This window comes from Agrobacterium tumefaciens (genome assembly GCF_009649785.1).
Classification (GTDB): domain Bacteria; phylum Pseudomonadota; class Alphaproteobacteria; order Rhizobiales; family Rhizobiaceae; genus Agrobacterium; species Agrobacterium tumefaciens.
Genome location: NZ_WJOK01000014.1, coordinates 56,241 through 82,004, shown reverse-complemented (window position 1 = coordinate 82,004; position 25,764 = coordinate 56,241). Strand labels below are relative to the sequence as shown.

Sequence of the window (25,764 nt, the reverse complement as noted above, 5' to 3'; positions counted from 1 at the left end):
CGGAACTACGCCTTCGTGCCGCCGACGGTGATCTGGTCCATGCGCAGATGCGGCTGGCCGACGCCAACCGGCACCCATTGCCCGGCCTTGCCGCAATTGCCGATGCCGGTGTCCAGTTTCGAATCGTTGCCGATCATCGAGACGCGCTTCATTGCGTCCGGCCCGTTGCCGATCAGCATTGCACCCTTCACCGGCGCGCCGATCTTGCCGTTCTCGATGAGATAAGCCTCGGTGCAGCCGAACACGAACTTGCCTGATGTGATATCCACCTGACCGCCACCGAAGGAAACGGCATAGATGCCCTTCTTGACGGAGGAGATGATCTCCTCGGGCGTCTTGTCGCCTGACAGCATGTAGGTGTTGGTCATGCGCGGCATCGGCACATAGGCATACCCCTGCCGGCGGCCATTGCCTGTCGCCTTCGCACCCATCAGCCGGGCGTTCTGGCGGTCCTGCATATATCCCACCAGCCTGCCGTTCTCGATCAGCACATTATGGGCCGACGGTGTTCCCTCGTCGTCGACGGTGAGCGAACCACGGCGGCTGTCGATGGTGCCGTCATCCACCACAGTCACACCCGGGGCTGCCACCATCTCGCCCATCAGGCCGGCAAAGGCCGAGGTTTTCTTGCGGTTGAAATCGCCCTCGAGGCCATGGCCTACAGCCTCATGCAGCATGACGCCGGGCCAGCCGGAGCCGAGAACCACATCCATGGTGCCGGCCGGCGCATCGACGGCGGTCAGGTTGACGAGCGCCTGGCGCAGCGCCTCGTCGGCACCGCGCTGCCAGTTCTCCGTGGTGATGAAATCGCCAAAGCCGACGCGGCCGCCAATGCCGTAGGAGCCGCTTTCCTGCCGGTCGCCTTCACCTGCGACCACGGAAATATTGATACGGGTCATGGGCCTGACATCGCTGACGCGATGGCCATCGGCGCGCAGAATATCCACTACCTGCCAGCTTGCGGAAATCGTCGCCGTCACCTGCCGGACATTCGCGTCTTTGTCGCGCAAATAGGCGTCGATATCGGTGAGAAGTTTCACCTTCTCCTCGAAGCTCGGGCTGCCGATCGGGTTTTCGTCGCCGTAGAGCTTTTTGTTAGTGCGTTGTGGGGCTGCGGCATAGGAACCGGAATAACCTCTGGTCACGGCGCCGACAGCATCCGACGCCCGCTTCAGCGCAGCCTGCGACAGCTCGCCCGCATGGGCGTAGCCGACGGTCTCGCCGGCAACGGCGCGCAGGCCAAAACCCTGGTCGGTATTGAAGGAGCCGCCCTTGAGGCGGCCGTTATCGAAGGTCAGCGATTCGGCCTGCGCATGTTCGATGAACAACTCGCCATCGTCTGCGCCGGTGAGCGCTTCCGCGACCAGCTTGCGCAACTGCGTCTCGTCGCAATCGAAGAGATTTACAAGGTCGTTGGTCATGGGAGGCTCCAAACTGAATAGTGTCTGGCAAGCATGTAGGATTGTGGGGCGTCGGTGGCAAGCCAAAGCGTGATTTGGCTCAAGTCAGCTTGAATATGAGGTGCACGAAAAAAGCCATGGCCACATAGACAGGGACGCTATGGAGAAGAACCAGCAACGTCAGACGTCCCCAGTGCTCAGGCGGATTCGGCACGACGCGTTCCCAGTGGAACTGCGACAGAATATTCCCAGTGACAATCATAATCAGCATTTGCGGCTGCGCGTTTCCTACCATGAAATCGGGCAAGAGGCCACTTTCATGAGCAAAGCTCACCGCAAAAGCAAATAGTAGAAGTACCAGAAAAACGCCGCGAAACTGACGGAGGGTTACCGGTTTTCTATATTTCATGATATCCGAAAATAGTTAAAACAATACTTTCATGGTAGAGTTTTAGTCTCTCGGATTCAACCTTATTGTTTAAGGAAGCGCGTCGTAGCCTTCGGCAAAGCCGGTGAGCTCGATCGGAATACCGACACGATCCTGATCGACGGATTCACGCAGCGCGAAAACCGCGTTCTTGCCGGCGCGCAGAACCTTCAGCAGCTCGTCGTCAATATCGACCTCGACATAGCAGCCTTCGGAGAAGCAGCGGGTGAAATAGGCGCGGCCAATATTGTTGTTGTCGATATAAAGCTCCATGCCGTCCTTCAGAAGCACGCCAAGCGGTGCGAGGATACGCAGGATGCGCGACTTGCGGTCCGCGGTTTTCAGGACCACCACCGAAAGCCCCACTTCCGGGCGGTCGTCGGCAATCACGTTCTGCATCAGGGCGCATTGATCTTCGGATGCGCCTGCCGGCTTGTCGCAGATCACCGACCATGCTCCATGCGTCGACTTCGGCGTTCCGGGCGGCTGCTGTTGCGCCAGCGCCGCTGCGGCGGGAGCGATGATGGCAAGACCGGCGGCGGCAAGAAAAGTGCGCGCGAGCGGGGAAAGACGCATGGATACCTCTGGGATTCGAATCAGTGCGGCTATTTTGACGCCATAATCCGGAAAAAAAAGCCTTGGTACCTCAATTCCAGCCGAGTTGGGCGGAAATAGGACCTGTTGCCGGGTGCAGGCGCCTGATTTGACCGTGCGGCAGCCGGTGCCTGTTGGCTGAAGCCTGCTGCAAAAGCGCTGCCAGCAGGGGCTGCGCCGGATTTTGACCATTGCCAAGCGCGCCTGAAATATCTTGCAGGATACGGGACATGGGAAACTCGGCTGCGACGAACAATGGTGAAATTGGCTGACATCCGTGTCCTTACGCATATTGCGGCAGAGGACAAACTGTGGTTTGAAGTTAGTACCATAAGCATGGATTCTGCGTCTGTAATTGATCAAGATCAGACGCGTGAGGGAGAGGGTACCGTGACGAATAGGATTTACGCAGCATTGGCGGGGATGACCTGTCTGCTCACGGCTGTCGGCGCCCAGGCCGATCAGCCGGTGCATTGGCAAATGGGCATGCAGGAGGCCGCCACGCCGATCATGCACGAAATACGCTGGTTTGAACAATATACGCTCTGGTTCATTGTTCCGGTTACGCTTTTCGTTCTTGCGCTGCTCATTATCGTCGCCTTGAAATTCCGTGCAGCGAAAAATCCGGTGCCGTCCAAGACCAGCCACAACACCGCGATCGAAGTGGTGTGGACGCTTGCGCCGGTTCTCATTCTCCTGTTCCTCGCTTTCCCGTCGTTCAATCTTCTGAACGCGCAGCTGACGCAGCCGGAAAACCCTGACCTGACGCTGAAGGCGACTGCGACGCAATGGCTCTGGAACTACGAATACAAGGCTGCCGAGGGCGCCGAGCCGCTCGCCTTCGACAGCTATCTGCTGAAGGAGCAGGATCGTGCAGCTGCAGGCAAGGAGGACAAGGCCCGCTACCCGCGTCTTCTCGCGGTAGACAATGAAATGGTCGTTCCGGTCGGCAAGACCGTTCGCCTTCTGGTGACGGCGGCGCCTACGGATGTCATCCACGCCTTCGCCATGCCCGCTTTCGGTGTTAAGATCGACGCCGTTCCGGGCCGCCTCAACGAAACTTGGTTCAAGCCGGAGAAGGAAGGCCTTTATTACGGCCAGTGTTCCGAGCTTTGCGGCAAGGACCATGCCTTCATGCCGATCGCCATTCGGGTGGTTTCCGAACAGCAGTACAATGCCTGGCACGCCGCCGCCGCTTCAGATCTGAACGGCGCGAACCGGGCACTGATAGCCTCCGTCGATGGCGCTCCGCGCACGGTCGACGTTGCCGCCAACGAAACCAACTGAGACCTGGAGTGACGACAATGGCTGGACCTTCCGCACACGACGATCATCACTCGCATGGTCAATCCGCTCATGATGGGCACGCGCATGATGATCATTCTCATGATCATTCCCACAAGCCGGGCTTTTTCGCCCGCTGGTTCCTGTCGACCAACCATAAAGACATCGGCACGCTCTACCTGATCTTCGCCATCATGGCGGGTATCATCGGTGGCGGGCTTTCGGTTGTCATGCGTATGGAGCTGCAGGAGCCGGGCATCCAGATCTTCCACGGTCTGGCCTCCATGGTTTACGGTTTCGAGGGTGACGCTGCCATCGACGGCGGCAAGCACATGTTCAACGTGTTCACGACAGCGCACGCGCTCATCATGATCTTCTTCATGGTCATGCCGGCGATGATCGGCGGCTTTGCCAACTGGATGATCCCGATCATGATCGGCGCTCCTGACATGGCTTTCCCGCGCCTCAACAATATTTCCTTCTGGCTGATCGTTCCGGCGTTCATCCTGCTGCTCCTGTCGCTTTTCGTCGAAGGTCCGGCGGGCGGTTACGGCGTGGGTGGCGGCTGGACCATGTATCCGCCGCTTTCGACCAACGGCATGCCGGGACCGGCGGTGGATCTTGCGATCTTCTCGCTGCACGTTGCCGGCGCGTCCTCGATCCTTGGCGCCATCAACTTCATCACCACCATCCTCAACATGCGCGCTCCGGGCATGACGCTGCACAAGATGCCGCTTTTTGCCTGGTCGGTTCTGGTCACCGCATTCCTGCTGCTGCTTTCCCTGCCGGTTCTGGCTGGTGGCATCACCATGCTTCTGACCGACCGTAACTTCGGCACGGCATTCTTCTCGCCGGAAGGCGGCGGTGATCCGATCCTCTACCAGCACCTGTTCTGGTTCTTCGGCCACCCGGAAGTGTACATCCTGATCCTGCCCGGCTTCGGCATCATCAGCCACATCGTGTCCACCTTCTCCAAGAAGCCGGTCTTCGGCTATCTCGGCATGGCATACGCCATGGTCGCCATCGGCGCTGTCGGCTTCATCGTGTGGGCGCACCACATGTACACGGTCGGCCTTTCGCTGGAAGCGCAGCGTTATTTCGTCTTCGCAACCATGGTCATCGCGGTGCCGACAGGTATCAAGATCTTCTCGTGGATCGCGACAATGTGGGGCGGTTCGCTGACCTTCTCGACCCCGATGGTCTGGGCAATCGGCTTCATCTTCCTGTTCACGGTCGGCGGTGTTACCGGCGTCCAGCTCGCCAATGCCGGTCTCGACCGTTCGCTGCACGACACCTACTACGTCGTGGCGCACTTCCATTACGTTCTGTCGCTCGGCGCGGTCTTCGCGATCTTCGCCGGCTGGTATTACTGGTTCCCGAAGATCACCGGCTACATGTACAACGAGTTCATCGGCAAGCTGCACTTCTGGGTGATGTTCGTTGGCGTGAACCTGATCTTCTTCCCGCAGCACTTCCTCGGCCTTGCCGGCATGCCGCGTCGTTACATCGATTATCCCGATGCCTATGCCGGCTGGAACCTGGTGTCTTCCTATGGTTCCTATATCTCGGCCGTTGCCGTGTTGATCTTCCTCTTCGGTGTTTGGGAAGCCTTCGCCAAGAAGCGGATCGCTGGCAACAATCCCTGGGGTGAAGGTGCGACGACGCTCGAATGGCAGCTGTCCTCTCCGCCGCCATACCACCAGTGGGAACAGCTTCCGCGCATTCGCTGAATGCCGGACCGGAGTGCGCGGGCAGGGCTTGCGAACTCCGGAAGCTGAAAAGAGGGGATGGTGCGGGCTTATCCGCGCCGTTTCCCTTGAGGCGGACGGAGTCTGCTGCTGCGTGAGGCATTTTGTCCAAGCGAAGCTTTTCGTGCGACATGATAAAAGCCAAGTACTGCCACTATGAATGGGCAGACGCAGCAGGGCGACGGAACGGGCGTGGCGATATGCCAGGCGCATGGCATCGGGTCTTTGACCCCGGTGCTGCCCGTGCCGGAACGTTCGGACCAATGAATTGACGCACCGTGCACGCCGAAAACGACACTCTGTTTTCGGGCTGGTGCAAGGGATGCCGCGACAAGCGGCATCTGAAGAAAAACAGGATACGAAATGACCGTCATCGACAATCGCGAAATGCTTGGCCTGGAAAGCTCCGAACTTTCGGAAGCCGGCGCGCGCGATTATTTCGAGTTGCTGAAACCGCGCGTCATGTCGCTCGTCGTCTTCACGGCGTTTGCGGGCCTCGTGCTGGCGCCGGGCCACATCAACCCGGTCCTCGGCCTCATCGCCATTCTCTGTATTGCCGTCGGTGCCGGCGCATCCGGCGCGCTCAACATGTGGTACGATGCAGATATCGACGCCGTGATGAGCCGCACCGCCAAGCGGCCGATCCCGTCCGGCCGCGTAGCACCTGGCGAGGCGCTGGCCTTCGGACTGACGCTCTCGGCCTTTTCGGTGGTCATCCTCGGGCTTGCGGTCAACTGGTTCTCCGCCGGATTGCTCGCCTTCACCATTTTCTTCTACGCCGTCGTTTATACGATGTGGCTGAAACGCTCGACACCGCAGAACATCGTCATTGGTGGTGCTGCCGGCGCTTTCCCGCCCATGCTTGGCTGGGCCTGCGTCACCGGCGGCGTTTCGCTTGATAGCGTCATCCTCTTCCTCATCATCTTCTTGTGGACACCAGCCCATTTCTGGGCGCTGGCGCTGTTCAAGATGCGCGACTACGGCTCCGTCGGCATTCCGATGATGCCGAACGTGGCGGGCGAGCGCTCCACCAAGAACCAGATGATCGTTTACGCCGTGCTGACGGCTGCAGTTGCGGTCGCGCCGTATTTCACCGGTCTGGCGAGCCTCGGTTATGGCATTTTCGCCGCCGTGCTGAGCGCGATCTTTGTGTACTGTTCGCTCGATGTCCGGCGCATGCCTGACGGTGACGAAAAAATGCTGCCCGCCAAGAAGATGTTCGCCTATTCGGTGCTTTACCTCTTCGCCGTCTTCTCCGGCCTTTTGGCCGATCATTTCGCTCCGGCCCTGAAAGCCGTGATTTCGGGAGTTTTTTGATGGAAACCGTGGAACTGAGCGCGGCGCAGAAAAAATCGAGGCGCGGGCGCAACGTCGCGCTCGGCGTCTTGCTCGCCGGTCTGGTGGTGCTGTTTTACGTCATCACCATCATCAAGATCGGCTCGCATTGACGGCCTGACAGTGAGGGCATGATCGGAGGAGAGGAGGGGGACATGGCGAATACTGGGGCAAATATCGGGGCAGACAAGGCAACGGCCGGCACGCAGCGGGTGAGCAATCGCTCCATCCTCGTGCTCTGTCTCGTCTTTTTCTGCGCTATGATCGGCATGGCCTATGCCGCCGTTCCGCTCTACAGCCTGTTCTGCCGCGTCACTGGCTATAACGGCACGACCCAGCGCGTCGAGCAATATTCCGACGTCATTCTCGACAAGACCATCAACGTCACCTTCGACGCCAATACGTCGAATGGCCTCAACTGGGATTTCCGCCCGGTCGACAAGCTGGTCACGCCGAAAATCGGCGAGACGGTGCAGATCAATTTCAAGGCGACGAACCGCTCAGCGGTGGCAACCACGGGCACGGCGGTCTTTAACGTCACGCCCATGGAAGCAGGCGCTTATTTCAACAAGGTGGAGTGTTTCTGCTTCACTGAAACGACGCTTCAGCCGGGCGAAACGCTCGAAATGCCGGTGGTGTTTTTCATCGATCCGGATATCGCCACGGCGCGCGAAACGAAGAACATTCATACTTTGACGCTGTCCTATACGTTTTATCCGGCCAAAACCGAAAAACCGGTTGCGTCCTTGCCGGTAAAGACTGAATCTGGCGAAAGCAAATTGTGAGAGGAGACTTGGGCCTTTTGAGTAGGGCCGGGTCTGGGAAGAGATACCAGGGGATTGTCACACATGGCAGATACGCATCAGAAGAACCACGACTACCACATCATAGATCCAAGCCCCTGGCCGCTTCTGGCCTCGATCGGCGCCTTCATTCTGACCTTTGGCGGCGTCTGTTACATGCGTTACCTGTCGGCTGGCTCCTTCAAGCTGTTCGGCATGGAACTGGCCAATCCCTGGCTGTTTTATATCGGTCTCGTCATCGTGCTTTACACCATGTACGCATGGTGGGCAGACACGATCAAGGAAGCCAATGAGGGTAGCCACACCCGCGTCGTTTCGCTTCACCTGCGTTACGGCATGATCATGTTCATCGCCTCTGAGGTGATGTTCTTCGTCGCGTGGTTCTGGGCCTATTTCGATGCCAGCCTTTATCCGCACGAGGCCATTCAGGCGTCCCGCCTCGAATATACCGGCGGTCAGTGGCCGCCAAAGGGCATCGAGGTCATCGATCCCTGGCACCTGCCACTCTACAACACCGTCATCCTGCTTTTGTCGGGCACCTGCGTGACATGGGCACACCATGCCCTGCTGCACAATGACCGCAAGGGGCTGATCACCGGTCTCGTCCTCACCGTTGCCCTCGGCGTCCTGTTCTCGACCGTGCAGGTTTACGAATACATGCACGCCCCGTTCGACTTCAAGAACTCGATCTATGGTGCGACCTTCTTCATGGCGACCGGCTTCCACGGTTTCCACGTTTTCGTCGGCACGGTTTTCCTGCTGGTCTGCCTGCTGCGCGCCATTGCCGGCGGTTTCACGCCGAAACAGCATTTCGGCTTCGAAGCGGCTGCCTGGTACTGGCACTTCGTTGACGTCGTCTGGCTGTTCCTGTTCTTCGCGATCTACATCTGGGGCGGCTGGGGCGCGCCGCTGGCGGAGTGATGCGGTTTGTTTTCTGACTCGGAGGGCGGCATCTGCCGCCCTTTGTGTTTAAACAGGCGGGCCGGACGGAGGTTTAACCGGCCCAAGGCGGGAGGCCATCATGTCTGAACCCGGAAACGGCGGCTTTGCGCCGGTGGACCCAATAAAAGTCGGGCTGAAGGGCTGCTGCCCGCGTTGCGGCAATGGCAGGCTGTTCGACGGCTTCCTGACCCCGAAACCCGCATGCAGCGCCTGCGGGCTGGATTATGGCTTTGCCGATGCGGGCGAAGGCCCGGCCGTCTTTGTCATGCTGATCGTCGGTTTCCTTGTCGTCAGGCTGGCGCTTTGGTTCGATCAGCGTTTTGCGCCACCCGTCTGGGTGCATGCCATGCTCTGGTTGCCTTTCGCGGTGATCGTCTCCCTCGTGCTGCTGCGCAAGATGAAGGGCATCATGATTGCGCTGCAATACCGCAACAATGCAAGCGAAGGCAGGCTTGATCGTGAATGAGGTTTCCCACATGAAGGCGGCGGAAAGACGCATCTGGTTTGCCGCGCCGCTCGTCCTTTTGGCACTTGCCATCCTTCTCGGGCTAGGCACATGGCAGGTGAAGCGGCTTTACTGGAAAGAAGCGCTGATTGCCGATATCGAGGCGCGGCGCAACGCAAGTCCGGCCACGCTCTCGCAGATCGAAGCCATTGCCAAAAGCGGCGGCGAAATTGAATATCGCAGGGTCAACGTTTCCGGCGTTTTCGATCATGCCCGCGAGCGGCATTTCTTCGCCACCCACCAGGGCAGAACCGGCTATTACATCTATACTCCGCTGTCGCTTGCCGATGGCCGCATCCTCTTCGTCAATCGCGGCTTCGTGCCGTTTGAGATGAAGGAGGCGACGAAGCGGCCTGAAGGGCAGGTCGCTGGCGAGGTGCAGATCAAGGGGCTGGCGCGCGCGCCTCTCGTTGCAAAACCGTCTTCCCTGCTGCCGGATAACGATATCGCCAAGAACATCTTCTACTGGAAGGATCTGGCGGCCATGGCGTCGAGCACCGATATCCCGCCCAACAAGCTGGTCAACCTGTTCGTGGATGCCGACGATGCGCCGAACCCCGGCGGCTGGCCACAGGGCGGCGTGACGCTGATAGATTTGCCCAACAATCACCTGCAATATGCGATAACGTGGTATGGTCTGGCGGCGGCCCTTGTCATCGTCGCCGGTTTTGCCTATTTCCGGAACGGTAAGGCGCAAGGTGAATAACGCGCGCCCTGTCCGGTAAGGCTGGCTACCGGGCAAGGGCAAGGAGCACGCCAAGGAGCACGAATGAACATCGCCGTTTCCAAACCCCCTTTGACGATAAGGCTGTGCGGACCGCGCGGCTTTTGCGCGGGCGTGGACCGGGCGATCCAGATCGTCGTGCTGGCGCTGAAAGCCTATGGCGCGCCGGTCTATGTCCGCCACGAAATCGTCCATAACCGATACGTGGTCGAGGGGCTGGAAGCCAAGGGCGCTATTTTCGTCGAGGAACTGCACGAAATCCCCGCCGAGCATCGCGAGCAGCCGGTGGTCTTTTCCGCCCATGGTGTGCCCAAATCCGTGCCGGAGGATGCGCAGGCGCGCAACCTGTTTTATCTCGATGCCACATGCCCGCTCGTCTCCAAGGTCCATAAGCAGGCCATGCGCCACCAGCGCCTCGGCCGCCATGTCGTGTTGATCGGCCATGCCGGTCACCCTGAGGTCATCGGCACCATGGGCCAGCTGCCCGAAGGTACCGTTTCGCTCATCGAGACGGTGGAGGATGCCGGCACCTATGAACCGGTGGACCGAGAAAACCTCGGTTTCGTTACCCAGACAACGCTGTCTGTCGATGATACCGCAGGCGTTATTGCCCGGTTGCAGGAACGTTTTCCGGCCATTCAGGCGCCCGCCGCCGACAGCATTTGTTACGCCACCACCAACCGTCAGGATGCGGTGAAGCAGGCGGCCCCCGGCTGCGATCTCTTCATCGTGGTCGGCGCGCCCAATTCGTCAAACTCGAAGCGGCTGGTGGAAGTGGCGCTGCGCGCTGGCGCCAAACATTCGGTTCTGGTGCAGCGTGCGGCGGAAATCGACTGGGATGCGATCGGCGATATCCGCACCGTCGGTCTTTCGGCGGGCGCTTCTGCGCCGGAGGTCATCGTTGATGAGATCATCGAAGCCTTCAAGGCGCGTTTCGATACGACGCTCGATCTGGCCGTCACGGTGGAGGAAACGGAACATTTCCTCGTCAACCGCGAACTGCGCAGCATCGAGCTGACGACGGACGACATGGCTTTCGTGAACGGCAATGCCAGCAATGCCCTGCCACCGAAAGCCGCCACTGGCGCCTAGACCGGGATGGCGAGATATGTGAGTGGTTCCCACCGCGCATATGTCATCCCCTCTTCAGATTTTCACTCCATCCTTCATCAAGAGATTTGAAATTGGCAGTTTATACGGACATCACCGAAGATGATCTGAGGAATTTCCTCATACAATACGACGTTGGCAGCCTTACATCCTATAAGGGCATTGCCGAAGGCGTCGAAAACTCCAATTTCCTGCTGCATACGACGAAGGATCCGCTGATTCTGACGCTTTACGAAAAGCGAGTGGAAAAATCCGATCTGCCGTTCTTCCTCGGTCTCATGCAGCATCTGGCCGCCAAGGGTCTGTCCTGCCCCTTGCCGCTGCCGCGCAAGGACGGGGAACTGCTGGGCGAATTGTCCGGTCGCCCAGCGGCGCTGATCTCCTTCCTTGAAGGCATGTGGCTGCGAAAACCGGAAGCGAAACATTGCCGGGAAGTCGGCAAGGCGCTGGCCGCCATGCATCTGGCCGGTGAGGGGTTCGAGATCAAGCGCCCCAATGCACTCTCCGTCGATGGCTGGAAGGTGCTGTGGGACAAGTCTGAAGACCGCGCCGACGAGGTGGAAAAGGGCCTGAAGCAAGAGATCCGCCCGGAAATCGATTATCTCGCCGCCCATTGGCCGAAGGATTTGCCCGCGGGCGTCATCCATGCGGACCTGTTTCAGGACAACGTGTTCTTCCTCGGTGACGAGCTTTCCGGGCTCATCGATTTTTACTTCGCCTGCAACGACCTGCTCGCCTATGACGTGTCGATCTGCCTCAATGCCTGGTGCTTCGAGAAGGATGGTGCGTACAACGTCACCAAGGGCAAGGCGCTGCTGGAAGGTTACCAGTCGGTGCGCCCGTTGAGCGAGGCGGAACTGGATGCCTTGCCGCTTCTGGCACGCGGCTCGGCGCTGCGCTTCTTCCTGACCCGCCTCTATGACTGGCTGACGACGCCAGCGGGCGCGCTGGTGGTGAAGAAAGACCCGCTGGAATATCTGCGCAAGCTGCGGTTCCACCGCTCCATCAGCCATGTCGCCGAATACGGGCTGGTTGGCGAATGAAACATGTCGATATCTTTACCGACGGCGCCTGCTCCGGCAATCCCGGTCCGGGCGGCTGGGGTGCCGTGCTGCGATATGGCGAGACCGAAAAGGAATTGTCCGGCGGCGAGGCTGATACCACCAACAACCGCATGGAACTGCTGGCGGCCATCTCGGCGCTCAACGCGCTGAAAAGTCCCTGCGAAGTCGATCTCTATACCGACAGCGCCTATGTCAAGGATGGCATCACCAAGTGGATTTTCGGCTGGAAAAAGAAGGGCTGGAAAACCGCCGATAACAAACCGGTCAAGAATGTGGAGCTGTGGCAGGCGCTGGACGCTGCGCAGGAGCGCCATAAAGTGACGCTGCACTGGGTCAAGGGCCATGCCGGCCACCCGGAAAACGAGCGCGCCGACGAATTGGCACGCAAGGGCATGGAGCCTTTCAAACGCCGGTAACGGAAGACTGATTTCTTCCATTCGGCCCTGATCCGGCCCAACCGTGATAAGGGATTGTGAAAACTGAAACCCGATCTATCTTGTCGTCAAACAGTTGGACGATGTTCCAGCGGAGGAGAGACATTCAGATGATCCTGCATTGTGTATTTCTACGGTTCAAGGCTGCAACGGCATCCTCTGAAAAACACGCGGTGTTTGAAGCAATTGCGGCCCTCAAGGACGTGATACCCGGCATAATCGACGTGAAATACGGCCAGAACGTTTCGCCGGAAGGCCTGAATGGCGGTTTCGTCGATGGCTTCATCGTGACGCTGGACAGCCCGGAAGCCCGCGACGAATATCTGGCGCACCCGCAACACATGGAAGTCGGTCAACGTCTGGTCTCGCTGACCGATGGCGGTCTGGCCGGGCTTCTGGTGTTTGATATGAATGTGTGAAAAAGGGCGGTTTGACCGCCCTTTAATGGATACTGTACTTCATTCGCGACGACAGAGAGGTGGCTTAAAGCTGCTCGATCATCGCTGCAGCGGCCGAGACCGTCGCCTGGCCGGGATTTTCTTCCACGTTGAGCGATGTAACCACGCCGTCTTTCACCAGCATCGAATAGCGCTTGGAGCGCACGCCGAGGCCACCGCCGGAAAGGTCGGCATCGAGGCCGAGCGCCTTGGTGAAGGCGGCGTCCCAGTCGGCGAGGAAGTGAATTTTGCCCTGGCCGCCGGACGATTGTGCCCATGCGCCCATGACGTGCCAGTCGTTGACGGAAACGACGGCGATGTCATCCACGCCCTTTGCGAGAATGGCGTCGCGGTTTTCGAGGTAGCCCGGCAGGTGGTTCAGCGAGCAGGTGGGAGTGAAAGCGCCGGGTACGGCGAAAAGAACCACCGTCTTGCCGCCAAAAAGCGCATCGGTGGTGGTTTCCACCGGGCCATCGGCGGTCTTTTCCTTGAAGGTTGCGGAAGGCAGTTTTTCGCCGATCTTGATAGTCATGTCCATGCTCCTATGGCCGTTTGGTTCGCGCGACTATAGAGCAAGGAAAAGAAAACTGTCATACGGTTTTCGCGGGAAATTACATGGCTGAGACACCCGTTCGGGATATGCCGCCTGAACCGTCAGGGCTTTGGAAAATTGAGCATGGTCTCCATGGTCCGATCGCCGGATTTGACCAGAATGGGCCAGCTGTTGCCCTGCACCTGATAGGTTTTTGGCAAGCCCTTGATGTTCATGTAGAAGGAGAGCTTGCGCTTGTCTCGCACCAGGTTCTGCGGCTCATAATAGGCAAAACCGGAGGGGCCGGCGATGAATATCTCGGTCTCCTTCGGCGCGTTTTCCGGCAGCTGCAATTGCACGCCAAGCATGGTCTTGTCGGGCGTGATGTGGAAATCGACAACCTTGAAATCGTCGGACGCAGCCTCTGGCAGCGTCTCGCGCGCCTCTTCCAGCAATCGCCGCTCTTCGTGGTCGTCATCGCCCGCATTGCCGCGGCTGATCGAAAACGTCGCCTCAAAGGGAATGCAGATATTCTGGCAGACGCCGATGAAGGCGGTGAGGTCGATATTGCCTCCCGCTTTGGCGTCCACGGCTTTCAACTGAAAGGGAATGCTGACGGCGTGATCGTAGCCGATATCGGTGATATCGCCGTTCTCGATGAGTTTGGGAACGGGATAGGCCATCGATGTCAGGCTTATACCGCTTGCCGGATCAAGCGTGATCTTGGGCGGTATTCCAGCTTCGCCCGGTTCGCGCCAATAGGTTATCCAGCCGTCTTTCGGCTCGATCTGCAACACGCCGCGCACCACGCCGTCCGCATCCATGGCAAGGCTTGCCACACGCATCTGGCCGCCTTCACTTCTCGCCCAGTCGGTAATTTCGGCCTGCGCTAGTTGCCAGCTACCGAGAAGGGCGGCGAAGGCAACGGCGAGGCGAAGATGTGAAAATCGAAAGAATGTCCTGACGCTCATTCTTTCCGTCTAACCCAACATCGCCTGATGGACCAGTTACGAATTCGTGCGGTTCATCATTTTCGGTTGATTGATCGGGCGCGATGCCGCATCCTGTGCTTTGTCGAAGTGCGAACGCCGCTTTCCCGTTCAATGGTGGAATTCGGCAAGCTGGAGGCGCCGGTGAGCTTTTCAACCCTGATGGACAAACGCGAACGTGGCTTTTTTGACAGCCAGTTCCTCATTGCGATGCCGGGGCTGGACAATGGCAATTTTGCCCGTTCGGTGGTCTATATCTGCGCCCATTCGGATGCCGGAGCCATGGGTTTCATCATCAACCGGCCGCAGCAGATCACCTTCACGGATATTCTGCTGCATCTGAAGCTGGTGGACAGCAACGACGCCATCATGCTTCCCAACCGCACCCGGGAATTTCCGATCCAATGCGGCGGCCCGGTCGAATCCGGCCGGGGTTTCGTGCTGCATTCCGATGATTATTTAAGTGAATCGAGCATTCCGGTCAGCGACGACATTTCCTTGACGGCAACGCTGGATATCGTGCGCGCCATTTCCAATGGTCGCGGCCCGCAAAAGGCCACCATGATGCTCGGTTATGCCGGCTGGGGTCCGGGCCAGCTGGAAAACGAGATCGCCAATAATGGATGGCTGAATTGCCCGGCGGCGGAAGAGCTGATTTTCGACCGCGGACTGGACAACAAATACGAGCGGGCGCTTGCGCTTATGGGTGTGGATGCTCGCATGCTTTCTGCGGAAGCCGGCCACGCCTGATTTTTTCGTGATGCTCCTTTTGTCGACTGCTGGAACCAATCCCAATCCCTGACGTTAACAGTCCCGAAAGCCGCACAGACAGTACGGCTCAACTAGGGAGCAGTAACATGGGTAGCACATCAGACAAGATCGCCGGTACAGCCAAGGAAGTTGCTGGCAAGGTCAAGAAAAACGTCGGCGAAGCAACCGGCAACAACGAGCTGCGCGCCAAGGGTGCCGCTCAGGAAACCGAAGGCAAGGTACAGAAGAACGTCGGCAAGGCCAAGGATGCGGTCAAGGGTGTCGTTGATCGTATGTAATGCCGCCTGACGGGCTCCCGTGTCTTTGATGCGGTGCTTTGGAGCGCATGTGTTATCGCACATGCGCTCTTGTCGTCTGGGGGCCTGAAGGGCGGGTTTGTGACGCCTTTCACCTTTGTCTCTTATATTCGCCTTCACCCAATTCATCCACCGCAAGGGTTTCATGAATGAAGCTTTTTTCCTGCGCTTCCTGTGGCCAGCCGGTCCACTTCGACAATCGTTTCTGCGTCTCTTGCGGCCATCGTCTGGCCTTCGTGCCGGAGCGCCTTTCCATGGAAGCGCTGGCGCCTGCGGGTGAGCCGAATTGGCAACTCGTAGCCCAGCCGGAAAGACAGGTGCGGTTCTGCGCCAATGAGGTGAACGACATCTGCAACTGGTCTGTGCCGGCGGAAAGCCAAAACGCCTTTTGCCCGGCCTGCAGCCATAACCGTCTCGTGCCAAATATCGCGACGGATAAGGGCATCGAACAATGGCGCGGCATCAGCCAAGCACAGCGGCATTTGTTCTATTCGATATTGCGTCTCGGCCTGCCGCATCCCAACCGCGATGCCGATCCTGTCGGCGGGCTAGTCTTCGACTTTCTGGTTGATGAGGTCGCGCCTGACGGTTCCGTCATTCCCGCCATGACCGGCCACGACGAGGGCCTGATCGCCATTCGCGCGGCAGAGGTGGATGATGCGACGCGCGAGCAGGTGCGCGCCAACATGAACGAGCCCTATCGCACCATGCTTGGCCATTTCCGCCATGAGGTTGGGCATTTCATCTGGAACAAGCTGGTTCGTGATGAGAACCGACTGGAGGCCTGCCGCGCGGTATTCGGCGATGAGCGCGAAGACTATGCCGCGGCGCTACAGCGCAATTACGAGCAGGGGCCGCGCCCCAACTGGCAGGAAACCTTCATAAGCGCCTATGCCTCCGTGCATCCCTGGGAGGATTTTGCCGAGTGTTTCGCGCATTATCTTCACATTGTCGATACGCTGGAAACCGCGCGCGCCTTTGGTGTGGCGATAGACCCCGATGGACATGAGGAAATGGCGGCGGAGGTCACTTTCGATCCCTATAATGCCCGTAGCGCCGCACAACTGGTCAAGGCCTGGATTCCGCTCAGCGTCGCCATCAACTCGATCCAGCGCAGCATGGGGGAGGCGGACCTTTATCCCTTCGTGCTGGCCCCGCCTGTTGTGAGCAAGATGGAATTCATCCACGACCTGCTACACGGCAGGATCGACGCGATGCCTCAACAGCAGATGCAGCAGTTCTCGATGGCGCAGTGAATACGAGACACGAGAAGTCATAGTCAGGAAACGCGTCGTTTCCTTCTCCCGTCATTCCGGCTCAATGCCGGAATGACGGCGGTGGATGGAGTAGCCCTTTACCACCCCATATTCCAATTCCTCTTACGAAGCTCGCTTCGTCGGCTGGAACCGCTCCCGCAGAAGCTTCAGCGCCGCATCGCCGGAAACCGGTGTGCCGAACAGGAAGCTCTGGCCGAAATGGCAGTTCATGCGTGAGAGTTCCGCCGCATCCTCAGGCGTTTCAATGCCTTCCGCCACCACCTGCATATCGAGAGCGCGCGCCATGGCGATAACGGAGCGCAGCAGCACGTTGCGCTTGTCGCTGGTATTGGCCACCAGTGCCTTGTCGAGCTTGATCGTGTCGAAGGGGAAGCGGGTGAGATAGGCAAGTGACGAATAGCCGGTGCCGAAATCGTCCATGGCGAGGCTGATGCCCGTTTCCTTCAGCTTGGAAAGCACCAGCCGCGCCTGTTCCGGGTTTTCCATCACCACGGATTCCGTCAGCTCCAGCTTCAGCTGCTGCGGATTACAGCGCGTTCGCGTCAGCATGCCGCGCACGTCGTTATACAGTTCGTTATTCAGCAATTGCGCGCTGGAAATATTGACGGAGATGAAGATCGGCATCTTCTCGATGGAATGCTGCCAGTCCATCAGGTCGGTCGCTGCCCTTTCCAGCGCGAACATGCCGAGCGGTTCGATCAGACCGGAGGCTTCCGCGATGGGTATGAATTCGCTTGGCGGAATGTTGCCGCGCTTGGGGTGTTCCCACCGCATCAGCGCCTCGAAACCGGCCAGCGCGCCATCGTCAAGCTTGACGATGGGCTGATAGGCGAGCGACAGCTCCTTGCGCTCGATGGCGCGGCGAAGATCGCTTTCCATTTGCAGGCGGTCGGTGCCGGACGTGCGGAAAGCGGGACGGAAAGGCTCGACGCGGTTTCCGCCAGCGCGCTTGGCGCGGTACATCGCCAGTTCCGCATCGCTCAAGAGACCTGCGGCACTTTCCTGCTGGTCGATCCATGAAACGAGGCCGATGGAGGCGGTGAGGATGATTTCGCGATTGGCGAAATTGATCGGCACCATGATTGCCTTGTTCACCGCATCGGCGAAATCGGCCACCCGCTGCGGATCGCGCTCCGAGGTCAGGATCAGGCCGAATTCATCGCCGCCGAGACGCGCCAGCGTATCCTGCGGTTTCAACAGGCGGCGCAGACGCCGTGTCAGCGCGATGAGGATATTGTCGCCTGCAGCAATGCCGAGCGTATCGTTGACCAGCTTGTAACGGTCGATATCGATCGCCATCACCGTCGGGCGCACGCCGTCGCTTTCAGGAGAGAGGTTGAGGATCGATTGCAGGCGGTCGAGGAAGACCTGCCGGTTTGGTAGCCCGGTCAGATTGTCATTCATCGCATCCTGCAACAGCCGCTCCACCGAGTTCTTCTGCTCGGTGATGTCGGTGATGGTGCCGACGCAGCGGATGATTTCGCCGTTGGAGCCCAGAACCGGGCGGGCGCGGATTTGCAGCCAATGGAAATGTCCGTCTTCAGCGCGAATGCGGAATTCGTGATTGAGGCGGCCCTTGCGATGGTCGAGCAGCACGTCGAGCGTTGCCTTGAACCGGTCGCGATCGTCAGGATGCAGGCGCGGCAGCCAGTTGCGCGCAGCACCATGCATCGTGCCGGGCTCCAGCCCCAGACGGTTGGAAATATCAGGTGTGGTGACGATGCGGTCGCGCGTCACGTCCCAGTCCCACACGGTATCGCCGCTGCCCGTCAGTGCGAGAGATTGCCGTTCGAGATCGGAAAACAGGCCCTGCTGATAGGCGCTGCCGGCAAAGGCGTGCTGGATGACTGTGAAGCCGATCAGAAGCACGATCAGCACCAGCCCGCCGCCAAGCGCCGGCTGAACGATGTCGTTGTCCAATTGTCCGGTCACCGTCAGCCAGCTGCCGAACAGCCAGACGAGGATGAGCGCCCATGACGGAACGAGCAAAATCGCCCGGTCGTAACGGTTGAAGCCAAGATAGATGATGAGTGCGATGCCGGCCGTCGCCGTCAGCGCGAAGGAGACGCGCGCGATACCGGAGGCGACCGAAGGATCGTAAATCGCGACGCCGAACAGCAGCGCCAGCCCCACCACCCAGGCAAAGGTCGCATAACCCAGATGCGCGTGCCAGCGGTTGAGATTGAGATAGGTGAACAGGAAGACCACGAAGCTGGAGGCGAGAGCCACTTCGGCGCCCGCCCTCCATATTCGCTGATCGCTGGATGTGACGGTGATGAGTTTTTCAAGGAAGCCGAAATCGACGCAGATATAAGCGAGCACCGCCCAGGCGAGCGCGGCCGACGCGGGCAGAACCGAGGTTCCCTTGACGACGAACAGGATGGTCAGGAGCACTGCCAGCAGGCCGGCAATGCCGAGAACGATGCCGCGATAGAGCGTGAAGGCGTTGATCGTATCCTTGTAGGCTTCCGGTTCCCACAGATAGATCTGCGGCAATTGCGGTGTCGACAGCTCGGCGACGAAGGTGATGACGGAGCCGGGATTGAGCGTGATGCGGAACACGTCGGCATCCGGGCTCGGCTGCCGGTCAAGCGCAAAGCCTTCGCTCGGCGTGATCGCGATGATGCGCTGCGAGCCGAGATCGGGCCAGAACAGCTTGGAGTTCACCAGACGGAAATGCGGTGCGACGATAACGCGCTCCAGCTGCTCTTCGGAGACGTTGGCGAGCGCGAAGACGGCCCAGTCGCCCTGATGGTCGGTGGAGCTGGCGCGCACCTCGATACGGCGGCGGATGCCATCCGGACCGGGCGCGGTCGAGACCTGAAAGGCTTCGCCCTGATTGGCATAGATATCGGTTGTCGCGGTGAGATCGAGCGCCGTATCGTCACGGGAAATCTTCACCGGCTCGAAGGCGTAGGAAAGAGACGAAAAAAGCAGGAAAAACAGGAAGAACGGCGCAGCCAGTGCAATTGCCGCCAGACGTTTCGACAGGCACGGCGCAGAGTGAGTGTAAGTCATGTATCGTACTTCGTTCCACTGGAGCTTTGCTTGTCGGCAAGAAGGGAAAACATCGTATGATCCCGCCATTGGCCGTTGATTTTCAGATATTCCCGCAAGAGGCCTTCCCGCTGGAACCCGGCATTTTCGAGAAGCCGGATGCTTTTGAAGTTTTCCGGAATACAGGCTGCCTCGATACGGTGCAACTGAAGTCCGTTGAAGATATAGGGTATTACCAATTTTAATGCGGCAGACATATGGCCTTGCGCGGCGTAGCGTTCGCCCACCCAATATCCTATCATGCAGCTTTGTGCAGCACCCCGCCTGATATAACCGATGGTGATGCCGCCAACGAGCAACGTCTCCTTCTCGAATAGCAGAAACGACACGGCGGTGCCGGAGGAAAACTCCTGGCCGTTGCGCACCACACGCGTGCGGAAGGAGCCTTCCGTCAGTTCGTCCGGGCGCCAGGTGGGTTCCCATGGCTGGAGAAACTGACGGCTTTCCGAGCGCAGAACGTGCCATTGCTTGAAATCGCCATAGCGCGGCAGTCTGAGAAGATGGTTGGCGCTGCGCAGTTCCGGGGTGTCGTTATGTCGGGAAAGAAAACGCAGCATTCACCATCCCTGTACGGAAAGAAACCGCAACCCTCAGCCGTTCGCCTTTATCCTTGCGGGCTGCTGCGCGGAAAGCGCGGCAGTAATGTCTGAAAGAGGCGGCAGCTGTTCGAGCGGGCCAATTGCAGACAATGTCGGAACTGTATCGAAAAACAGCCGTCCTGCAAGATCGGTCAGGCGTTCCCGCGTGATGTCGTTCAGGCGCTCCATCATCTCCTCATTGGGGATGGGCCGGCCGTAAAGCATCATCTGCCGTGCCATCTGGCCGGCACGGGCTGCCGGGCTTTCCTGACCCATCAGCAGTTGCGCGCGGATTTGTGCGCGGGCGCGGTCGATTTCTTCCTGATGAATGGTCTGGGAAGACTTGCGCAACTCGTCGACGATGACGGGCATCAGTTCCGGCAGGTCGTTGCCGCCGGTCGCCGCGTGCACGCCGAAAATGCCGGTGTCGGAAAAACCCCAATGGAAGGCATAAACGGAATAACAAAGGCCGCGGGACTCTCGCACTTCCTGGAACAGGCGCGATGACATGCCGCCACCGAGAATATTGGCGAGAATTTGCGAACAGTAGAAATCGCGGGCGTGATAGGCCTTGCCCTCGAAGCCGAGAAGCACCTGCGCGTCCATGAGGTCACGGGTCTCGCGGATTTCCCCGCCGGTATAGATCGCCTTTTCGAGAACCGGCGTGGTGACCGGCAGCTGCGGCAGCGAGGCAAAACGTTCTTCCACCTGCTTCACGAAGCTCTGGTGGTCGACAGCACCTGCTGCAACGACGAAGATGCGATCCGTTGTATAGTTGCGGGCGAGATAATGCCTGATCTGGGCGCTGGTGAAGGATTGCACGGTTTCCGGAGTGCCGAGGATCGGGCGGCCGATGGTCTGGTCGCGATAGGCGACGCCGGAAAAATTGTCGAAAATCACATCGTCAGGCGTATCGGTGGCGGCACCGATTTCCTGGAGGATTACGTTTTTCTCCCGCTCCAGCTCGTCTTCGTCGAACAGCGACTCCGTCAGGATGTCTGCAAGAATATCGACGGCGAGCGGAACGTGGTCTTTCAGGACGCGGGCGTAGTATGAAGTTGTTTCCGTCGATGTCGCGGCGTTGACTTCGCCGCCGACATTTTCGATCTCTTCGGCGATCTGCCGGGCGGTACGGCGCGCCGTACCCTTGAAGGCCATATGCTCGAGAAGATGGGCGATGCCGTGCTCGGCAGTCGTCTCGTTGCGGGACCCGGATTTGATCCACACCCCAAGAGCAACGCTTTCGAGATGCGGCATTCTTTCCGTGACAACGGTCAACCCGGACGAAAGCCGGGTCACATTAACTCTCATATCAAGTCTTTCCGCGTCTCTATTTGCCGGCGCGTGCGTGGCTGCCGATGAAGGTTTCCACCGTCTTCAGCTCTGCGTCCAGAATGTCGAAACGCTCCTCCCGGTTCATAATGTCAGCTAGCCATACTGGAAGCGCCGGGTCGATTGCGCAAGCGGATTTTACGGCGGCCGGGAATTTAGCCGGATGGGCAGTGGACAGGACCACCATCGGGCTTGATGCCTTTTCGTGTTTTTCCGCCACAAAAACGCCGGTCGCCGTATGCGGGTCGATCAGGTAACCGGTTTTCTCAAGCGTATCGCGGATCGTCGCCGCCACCTGCTTTTCGGTGGCGCGGCCGGCGCGGAAATCCTTCTTGATGAATTTCAGCGCATGCGGCGGGATTTCAAACGCGCCGGATTGCTTGAGGCCATCCATCGACGCCTTTACCGCAGCGGAATCGCGGCCATAGGCCTCAAACAGCAGCCGTTCGAAATTCGAGGATATCTGGATGTCCATCGAGGGCGAGGTGGTGGGCGTGACGCCACGCATCTCGTAACGGCCTGTCTTCAGCGTGCGCGCCAGAATGTCGTTGTCGTTGGTGGCGATGACAAGCTTGTCGATCGGCAGGCCCATCTTCTTGGCGACGTAACCGGCGAAGATATCACCGAAATTGCCCGTTGGAACGGTGAAGGAAATCTTCCGGTCGGGACCGCCGAGCGACAGGGACGCCGTGAAATAATAGACCACCTGCGCCATGATGCGCGCCCAGTTGATGGAGTTGACGCCCGAAAGCTTGACGCCGTCGCGGAACTTCGCGTCGTTGAACATTTCTTTGACGAGGTTCTGGCAATCGTCGAAATTGCCGTTGATCGCCAGCGCATGCACGTTGGAGGCGGTGGAGGTCGTCATCTGGCGCTGCTGCACCGGAGAGACCTTGCCGTTGGGGAAAAGGATGAAGATGTCGGTGCGCTCGCGCCCGGCAAAGGCGTCGATGGCTGCGCCGCCGGTGTCGCCGGAGGTGGCGCCGACGATGGTGGCGCGCTCGCCGCGCTCAGCCAGCGTATAATCCATCAGGCGGGCGAGAAGCTGCATCGCCACGTCCTTGAAGGCAAGCGTGGTGCCGTGGAAAAGCTCCAGCACGAAGGTGTTCGGCCCGGTCTGCGTTAGGGGTGCTACGGCCGGATGGCGGAACGTCGCATAGGCGTCGTCGATCATCGCCCGGAACTTGTCGGCCGGAATTTCACCGCCGGTGAAACGGTAGAGAACCTCAAACGCGATGTCCTGATAGGACTTGCCGCGCAGGTTGCGGATTTCCTTTTTCGACATGGAGGGCCATTCGCGCGGCACGTAAAGCCCGCCATCACGGCTAAGGCCCGCCAGAAGCGCGTCGCAGAAACCAAGCGAAGGGGCCGCACCCCTGGTCGATACATATTTCACGAGATAGTCCCTTGTCGTTTACCGGTCTGTCCGTTGCCGTTACCGGCTCTTTATCAGCAGCATCCCGCCGGAATGAGGCGATTGGCGAGGTAATGAAGGGCTTTTTTGAAAATTCAAGCAAAACCAAACATGCCAATCGATTTTTTCCGGCGTCGCTGCTATAGACCATCGCCAACCTGCGTGAAAGGTCAATAAACAGCGTCTCCGGTTCGGTTCCGGGACAATGGAGAGGGAATTAGAAGAGTGTCAGGGAATTTCTTGCGTTTGTCCGCCGCGATGTCGCTTCTGGCCGTTGTTGCAGGATGCAATTCCTCCAATCCGTCAGATTCGCTTGCCGTCAACCCTCCGGCGGCGCAGGCAAATGCCGTTGCTCCGGTGGTGCAGGCCAACTGCCCGACGGTCACGGTTCTCGATGCCAATGCCGTCCACCGCGTCTATGCCGGTGGCGCAAAGGACGATCCGCAGAAACTCGCCTATCAGGTTTCGCTGTCAGACACGACGCGCTCCTGTACCGCGAACGAAACCACGCTGACGGTAAACGTGCTGGCCCAGGGCCGTCTCGTTCCCGGCCCGATGTCGAAGCCCGGCCGCGTGACCGTACCGATCCGCGTCACCGTTAAGGACGGCGACGGCGAGATTTACGGCGAAACGACCAATTTCGCCATCGACGTTGCTGCAGGCGGTGCCGGCACGCAGTTCATCTTCAACAACGATCATGTCGCCATTCCCAACGGACCGGGCGGCGCACCGAGGTCGGTCAGTGTCTATATCGGTTTTGCCGAGCAGGGCGCAAAGGCCAAGACCAAGCGCCGGTGATTTGACGGGCGAAATGTAAAAACCGGAGGCTGCTGTTGCGGGCTTTCGGGCAGATCGCAAACAAACCATGGCTCATACGCAACGTCATCCTCGGGCCCGTCGCGAGGATCCGAACACGTATCGTGGAATCAAGTCGTTGCAGATGCTCGGGACAGGCCCGAGCATGACGAAGTGGCGTTTGTGACAAAGTCAGAGATTAAAAAGCGCCTTCCCACTCCGCCATCGCTGCAATAACGGCGGGCAGGTCCTGCATCCGTGAAATCACCGTTTCCGCGCCCGCATCCGTCAACCGGTCGGCATGGCTCGAATAGGTGTGGGATGCGCCGGTGAAGCCGATGACGCGCATGCCGGCTGCCTTTGCACCATGCACGCCGTGCACGGAATCCTCGATTACCACGGCGCGATCCGGTGAAACGCCGAACTGGGCTGCGCCATGCAGGAAGATATCCGGCTTCGGCTTGACGCGGTCGGCTCCGAGATCCTTGGCGGAGTAGATATGCGGTGCGAAATAGGGCTTCAGGCCCACCTTCGTCAGCATCATGTCGAGGCGGTGGCTGGAGGAATTCGAGCAGATGCAACGCGGTGTCGTCAGGCGCGACAGAGCGAACTTGACGCCCTCGATGATCTTCACGTCGCGTTCCAGCCGCGCGTCGAGCAGCTTTTCCGACTTGTCGAGCAGCGATGCGGAAAACGGGATGCTGGCTTCGCTTTCCACCTGCAGGAGGATGTTCTTCCAGGTCATGCCGGCGAAACGCTCGCCCATTTCCTCGACGGAGATCGGATACCCGGCCTCGGTCAGAAGGCGGGACTCCACCTGTGCGGCGATGATTTCGGAATCGACCAGAACGCCGTCACAGTCGAAAATAATGAGGTCGAAGCCGCTCATGGGCGCTCCCTGTATCGGATTTGCCTTGGAAAAAAGTGATGCCCGGGCTTTTAGACCAAGTCCGCGTCAAGCTCAACCGGCTGGCCCGCAAGGGTCGGTCGCGCCCGGCTCATAGCTGGGATTTGGCTTTGCGCGTTTCCTGCGTGCAAAAACCGCTACACAGATTAGCGCCGGATGCGTTATGGGATGTTATGCCCAAGACAGCGAAAACCAGACCCGAAGATACCATTGCCGCACGCATCAGTCGCACACTGGCTGACCGCATCGTGCGCGGCGAGCTGTCGCCGGGTGAACGTCTGAGGCAGGATCACATCGCCGCCGAATTCGGCGCATCGCATGTGCCGGTGCGCGAAGCGTTCCGCAGGCTGGAGGCGCAGGGCTTGGCCGCCAGCATTCCGCGCCGCGGCGTGCGGGTCGCGGATTTCGGCCTCGCCGATGTGCGCGAAGTCGCGGAAATGCGCGCCGCGCTTGAGGTTCTGGCGCTGCGCCACGCCATTCCAAACATGACTTCAGCCATTCTCGACCAGGCGGAGGCCGCCACGCTCGAAGGCGATAGCGCGGTCGACGTGCAGCATTGGGAAGAGGCCAATCGCCGCTTCCACCGCCTCATCACGGCGCCTTGCAACATGCCGCGCCTGATGGAGGCGATCGACGGCCTACATGCCGCGAGCGCCCGGTTCCTGTTTTCCGCCTGGCGGGCAGGATGGGAGCGCCGCACCGATACCGATCACCGCGCGATCCTCGACGCATTGCGCGGCGGCCGTGCCGAGGAGGCGGTGCGAATTCTCGACGGGCATGTGCAATGGATCGGCCGCAAGGCAATCCGCACCCCTTCAGGCTCGGTGCACGACGCCTTCGCCATCGTCGGATAGGCCGGGAACGATTGGCTGTGCTCGTTTGGACTCCGCCCGAAAAGTCGGTTATCGATATCCGGCCGCGATGACGATCCGCGGTGCGTGAAGGGAGCATGTATGGCTGCTGATACGGCGAAATCACGGAGCGGATTTTTCCTTTGTCCGCCGATCTG

27 protein-coding genes are annotated in these 25,764 nt (G+C 59.3%); 17 read left to right on the top strand and 10 right to left on the bottom strand.

What is annotated here, in order from left to right:
* Positions 1-5: 5 nt before the first annotated feature.
* From tldD to GH784_RS16150, 3 genes are all read right to left on the bottom strand, one after another.
* On the bottom strand, positions 6-1,421 hold the full coding sequence (gene tldD / locus GH784_RS16160) for a metalloprotease TldD (protein ID WP_065702746.1): 1,416 nt from the start codon (positions 1,419-1,421) through the stop codon (positions 6-8).
* Between the two features lie 79 nt (positions 1,422-1,500).
* Entirely contained in the window at positions 1,501-1,809 is a 309-nt protein-coding gene (locus GH784_RS16155; RefSeq protein WP_065702744.1) for a hypothetical protein, read from the bottom strand.
* 69 nt (positions 1,810-1,878) lie between these two features.
* Positions 1,879-2,403 carry an invasion associated locus B family protein gene (locus tag GH784_RS16150; protein ID WP_003511775.1) on the bottom strand — a complete coding sequence of 175 codons (525 nt, stop codon included), beginning with the start codon at positions 2,401-2,403 and terminating at the stop codon, positions 1,879-1,881.
* A 441-nt stretch (positions 2,404-2,844) separates the two neighbouring features.
* Here GH784_RS16150 and coxB point away from each other — a divergent pair, with 441 nt between their 5' ends.
* The 12 genes from coxB to GH784_RS16090 all read left to right on the top strand — a co-directional run bounded on the left by coxB (position 2,845) and on the right by GH784_RS16090 (position 12,789).
* Positions 2,845-3,708, top strand: a complete 864-nt coding sequence (coxB, locus tag GH784_RS16145) for a cytochrome c oxidase subunit II (protein ID WP_153793581.1) — start codon at positions 2,845-2,847, stop codon at positions 3,706-3,708.
* 17 nt (positions 3,709-3,725) lie between these two features.
* Entirely contained in the window at positions 3,726-5,435 is a 1,710-nt protein-coding gene (gene ctaD, locus GH784_RS16140) for a cytochrome c oxidase subunit I (protein WP_003511781.1), read from the top strand.
* Between the two features lie 381 nt (positions 5,436-5,816).
* On the top strand, positions 5,817-6,770 hold the full coding sequence (gene cyoE / locus GH784_RS16135) for a heme o synthase (RefSeq protein WP_065702739.1): 954 nt from the start codon (positions 5,817-5,819) through the stop codon (positions 6,768-6,770).
* Positions 6,770-6,901, top strand: a complete 132-nt coding sequence (locus GH784_RS27620; protein ID WP_013635615.1) for a hypothetical protein — start codon at positions 6,770-6,772, stop codon at positions 6,899-6,901. Before cyoE ends, GH784_RS27620 begins: the two co-directional genes overlap by 1 nt.
* A 42-nt stretch (positions 6,902-6,943) precedes the next feature.
* Positions 6,944-7,573: a cytochrome c oxidase assembly protein gene (locus GH784_RS16125; RefSeq protein ID WP_003511786.1), complete on the top strand. Its 630-nt coding sequence runs from the start codon at positions 6,944-6,946 to the stop codon at positions 7,571-7,573.
* A gap of 63 nt (positions 7,574-7,636) precedes the next feature.
* Positions 7,637-8,512, top strand: a complete 876-nt coding sequence (locus GH784_RS16120) for a cytochrome c oxidase subunit 3 (protein ID WP_003511788.1) — start codon at positions 7,637-7,639, stop codon at positions 8,510-8,512.
* A gap of 100 nt (positions 8,513-8,612) precedes the next feature.
* Complete coding sequence (locus GH784_RS16115; RefSeq protein WP_065702738.1) at positions 8,613-8,999, top strand: DUF983 domain-containing protein; 387 nt, start codon at positions 8,613-8,615, stop codon at positions 8,997-8,999.
* 10 nt (positions 9,000-9,009) lie between these two features.
* Positions 9,010-9,744, top strand: coding sequence for an SURF1 family protein (locus tag GH784_RS16110; RefSeq protein ID WP_065702811.1), 735 nt, complete (start codon positions 9,010-9,012; stop codon positions 9,742-9,744).
* Between the two features lie 63 nt (positions 9,745-9,807).
* The gene (ispH, locus tag GH784_RS16105; RefSeq protein ID WP_065702736.1) at positions 9,808-10,854 is read left to right on the top strand and encodes a 4-hydroxy-3-methylbut-2-enyl diphosphate reductase; all 1,047 of its coding nucleotides are present in this window, start codon (positions 9,808-9,810) and stop codon (positions 10,852-10,854) included.
* Positions 10,855-10,946: 92 nt separating this feature from the next.
* The gene (locus GH784_RS16100) at positions 10,947-11,915 is read left to right on the top strand and encodes a homoserine kinase (protein WP_003511797.1); all 969 of its coding nucleotides are present in this window, start codon (positions 10,947-10,949) and stop codon (positions 11,913-11,915) included.
* Positions 11,912-12,352 carry a ribonuclease HI gene (rnhA, locus tag GH784_RS16095; RefSeq protein ID WP_065658252.1) on the top strand — a complete coding sequence of 147 codons (441 nt, stop codon included), beginning with the start codon at positions 11,912-11,914 and terminating at the stop codon, positions 12,350-12,352. Before GH784_RS16100 ends, rnhA begins: the two co-directional genes overlap by 4 nt.
* A 128-nt stretch (positions 12,353-12,480) precedes the next feature.
* Entirely contained in the window at positions 12,481-12,789 is a 309-nt protein-coding gene (locus tag GH784_RS16090; protein ID WP_013635620.1) for a Dabb family protein, read from the top strand.
* Between the two features lie 64 nt (positions 12,790-12,853).
* Here the strand turns inward: GH784_RS16090 and GH784_RS16085 are convergent, their stop codons facing one another.
* Together GH784_RS16085 and GH784_RS16080 are read right to left on the bottom strand one after the other, a co-directional pair.
* Complete coding sequence (locus tag GH784_RS16085; protein ID WP_003511803.1) at positions 12,854-13,339, bottom strand: peroxiredoxin; 486 nt, start codon at positions 13,337-13,339, stop codon at positions 12,854-12,856.
* 122 nt (positions 13,340-13,461) lie between these two features.
* Positions 13,462-14,310: a protein-disulfide reductase DsbD domain-containing protein gene (locus GH784_RS16080; RefSeq protein WP_065702733.1), complete on the bottom strand. Its 849-nt coding sequence runs from the start codon at positions 14,308-14,310 to the stop codon at positions 13,462-13,464.
* 162 nt (positions 14,311-14,472) lie between these two features.
* On the opposite strand from GH784_RS16080, the gene GH784_RS16075 reads away from it, so the two are divergent.
* The 3 genes from GH784_RS16075 (at position 14,473) to GH784_RS16065 (ending at position 16,651) form a co-directional block, all read left to right on the top strand.
* Complete coding sequence (locus GH784_RS16075) at positions 14,473-15,078, top strand: YqgE/AlgH family protein (protein WP_003511807.1); 606 nt, start codon at positions 14,473-14,475, stop codon at positions 15,076-15,078.
* A gap of 107 nt (positions 15,079-15,185) precedes the next feature.
* Positions 15,186-15,377 (top strand): CsbD family protein, encoded by a 192-nt coding sequence (locus GH784_RS16070; protein WP_003511808.1) that lies wholly within the window; start codon positions 15,186-15,188, stop codon positions 15,375-15,377.
* 167 nt (positions 15,378-15,544) lie between these two features.
* On the top strand, positions 15,545-16,651 hold the full coding sequence (locus GH784_RS16065; RefSeq protein WP_003511810.1) for a zinc-binding metallopeptidase family protein: 1,107 nt from the start codon (positions 15,545-15,547) through the stop codon (positions 16,649-16,651).
* A 123-nt stretch (positions 16,652-16,774) separates the two neighbouring features.
* Here GH784_RS16065 and GH784_RS16060 read toward each other — a convergent pair whose 3' ends face one another.
* From GH784_RS16060 to thrC, 4 genes are read right to left on the bottom strand one after another with little or no spacing between them, the layout of a single operon-like run.
* Positions 16,775-19,690 carry an EAL domain-containing protein gene (locus GH784_RS16060; protein ID WP_003511812.1) on the bottom strand — a complete coding sequence of 972 codons (2,916 nt, stop codon included), beginning with the start codon at positions 19,688-19,690 and terminating at the stop codon, positions 16,775-16,777.
* Positions 19,687-20,286 carry a GNAT family N-acetyltransferase gene (locus GH784_RS16055; RefSeq protein WP_003511814.1) on the bottom strand — a complete coding sequence of 200 codons (600 nt, stop codon included), beginning with the start codon at positions 20,284-20,286 and terminating at the stop codon, positions 19,687-19,689. Before GH784_RS16055 ends, GH784_RS16060 begins: the two co-directional genes overlap by 4 nt.
* Before the next feature lie 33 nt (positions 20,287-20,319).
* The gene (locus GH784_RS16050) at positions 20,320-21,618 is read right to left on the bottom strand and encodes a M16 family metallopeptidase (protein ID WP_003511816.1); all 1,299 of its coding nucleotides are present in this window, start codon (positions 21,616-21,618) and stop codon (positions 20,320-20,322) included.
* Between the two features lie 19 nt (positions 21,619-21,637).
* Entirely contained in the window at positions 21,638-23,035 is a 1,398-nt protein-coding gene (thrC, locus tag GH784_RS16045) for a threonine synthase (RefSeq protein WP_065702731.1), read from the bottom strand.
* Positions 23,036-23,311: 276 nt separating this feature from the next.
* Here thrC and GH784_RS16040 point away from each other — a divergent pair, with 276 nt between their 5' ends.
* Positions 23,312-23,851, top strand: coding sequence for a hypothetical protein (locus tag GH784_RS16040; protein WP_003511819.1), 540 nt, complete (start codon positions 23,312-23,314; stop codon positions 23,849-23,851).
* Between the two features lie 196 nt (positions 23,852-24,047).
* Here the strand turns inward: GH784_RS16040 and GH784_RS16035 are convergent, their stop codons facing one another.
* Positions 24,048-24,737 (bottom strand): HAD family hydrolase, encoded by a 690-nt coding sequence (locus GH784_RS16035; RefSeq protein ID WP_013635629.1) that lies wholly within the window; start codon positions 24,735-24,737, stop codon positions 24,048-24,050.
* A 191-nt stretch (positions 24,738-24,928) separates the two neighbouring features.
* Between GH784_RS16035 and GH784_RS16030 the strand changes: the two genes are divergently transcribed.
* Positions 24,929-25,609 carry a GntR family transcriptional regulator gene (locus tag GH784_RS16030; protein WP_013635630.1) on the top strand — a complete coding sequence of 227 codons (681 nt, stop codon included), beginning with the start codon at positions 24,929-24,931 and terminating at the stop codon, positions 25,607-25,609.
* Positions 25,610-25,764: the final 155 nt, after the last annotated feature.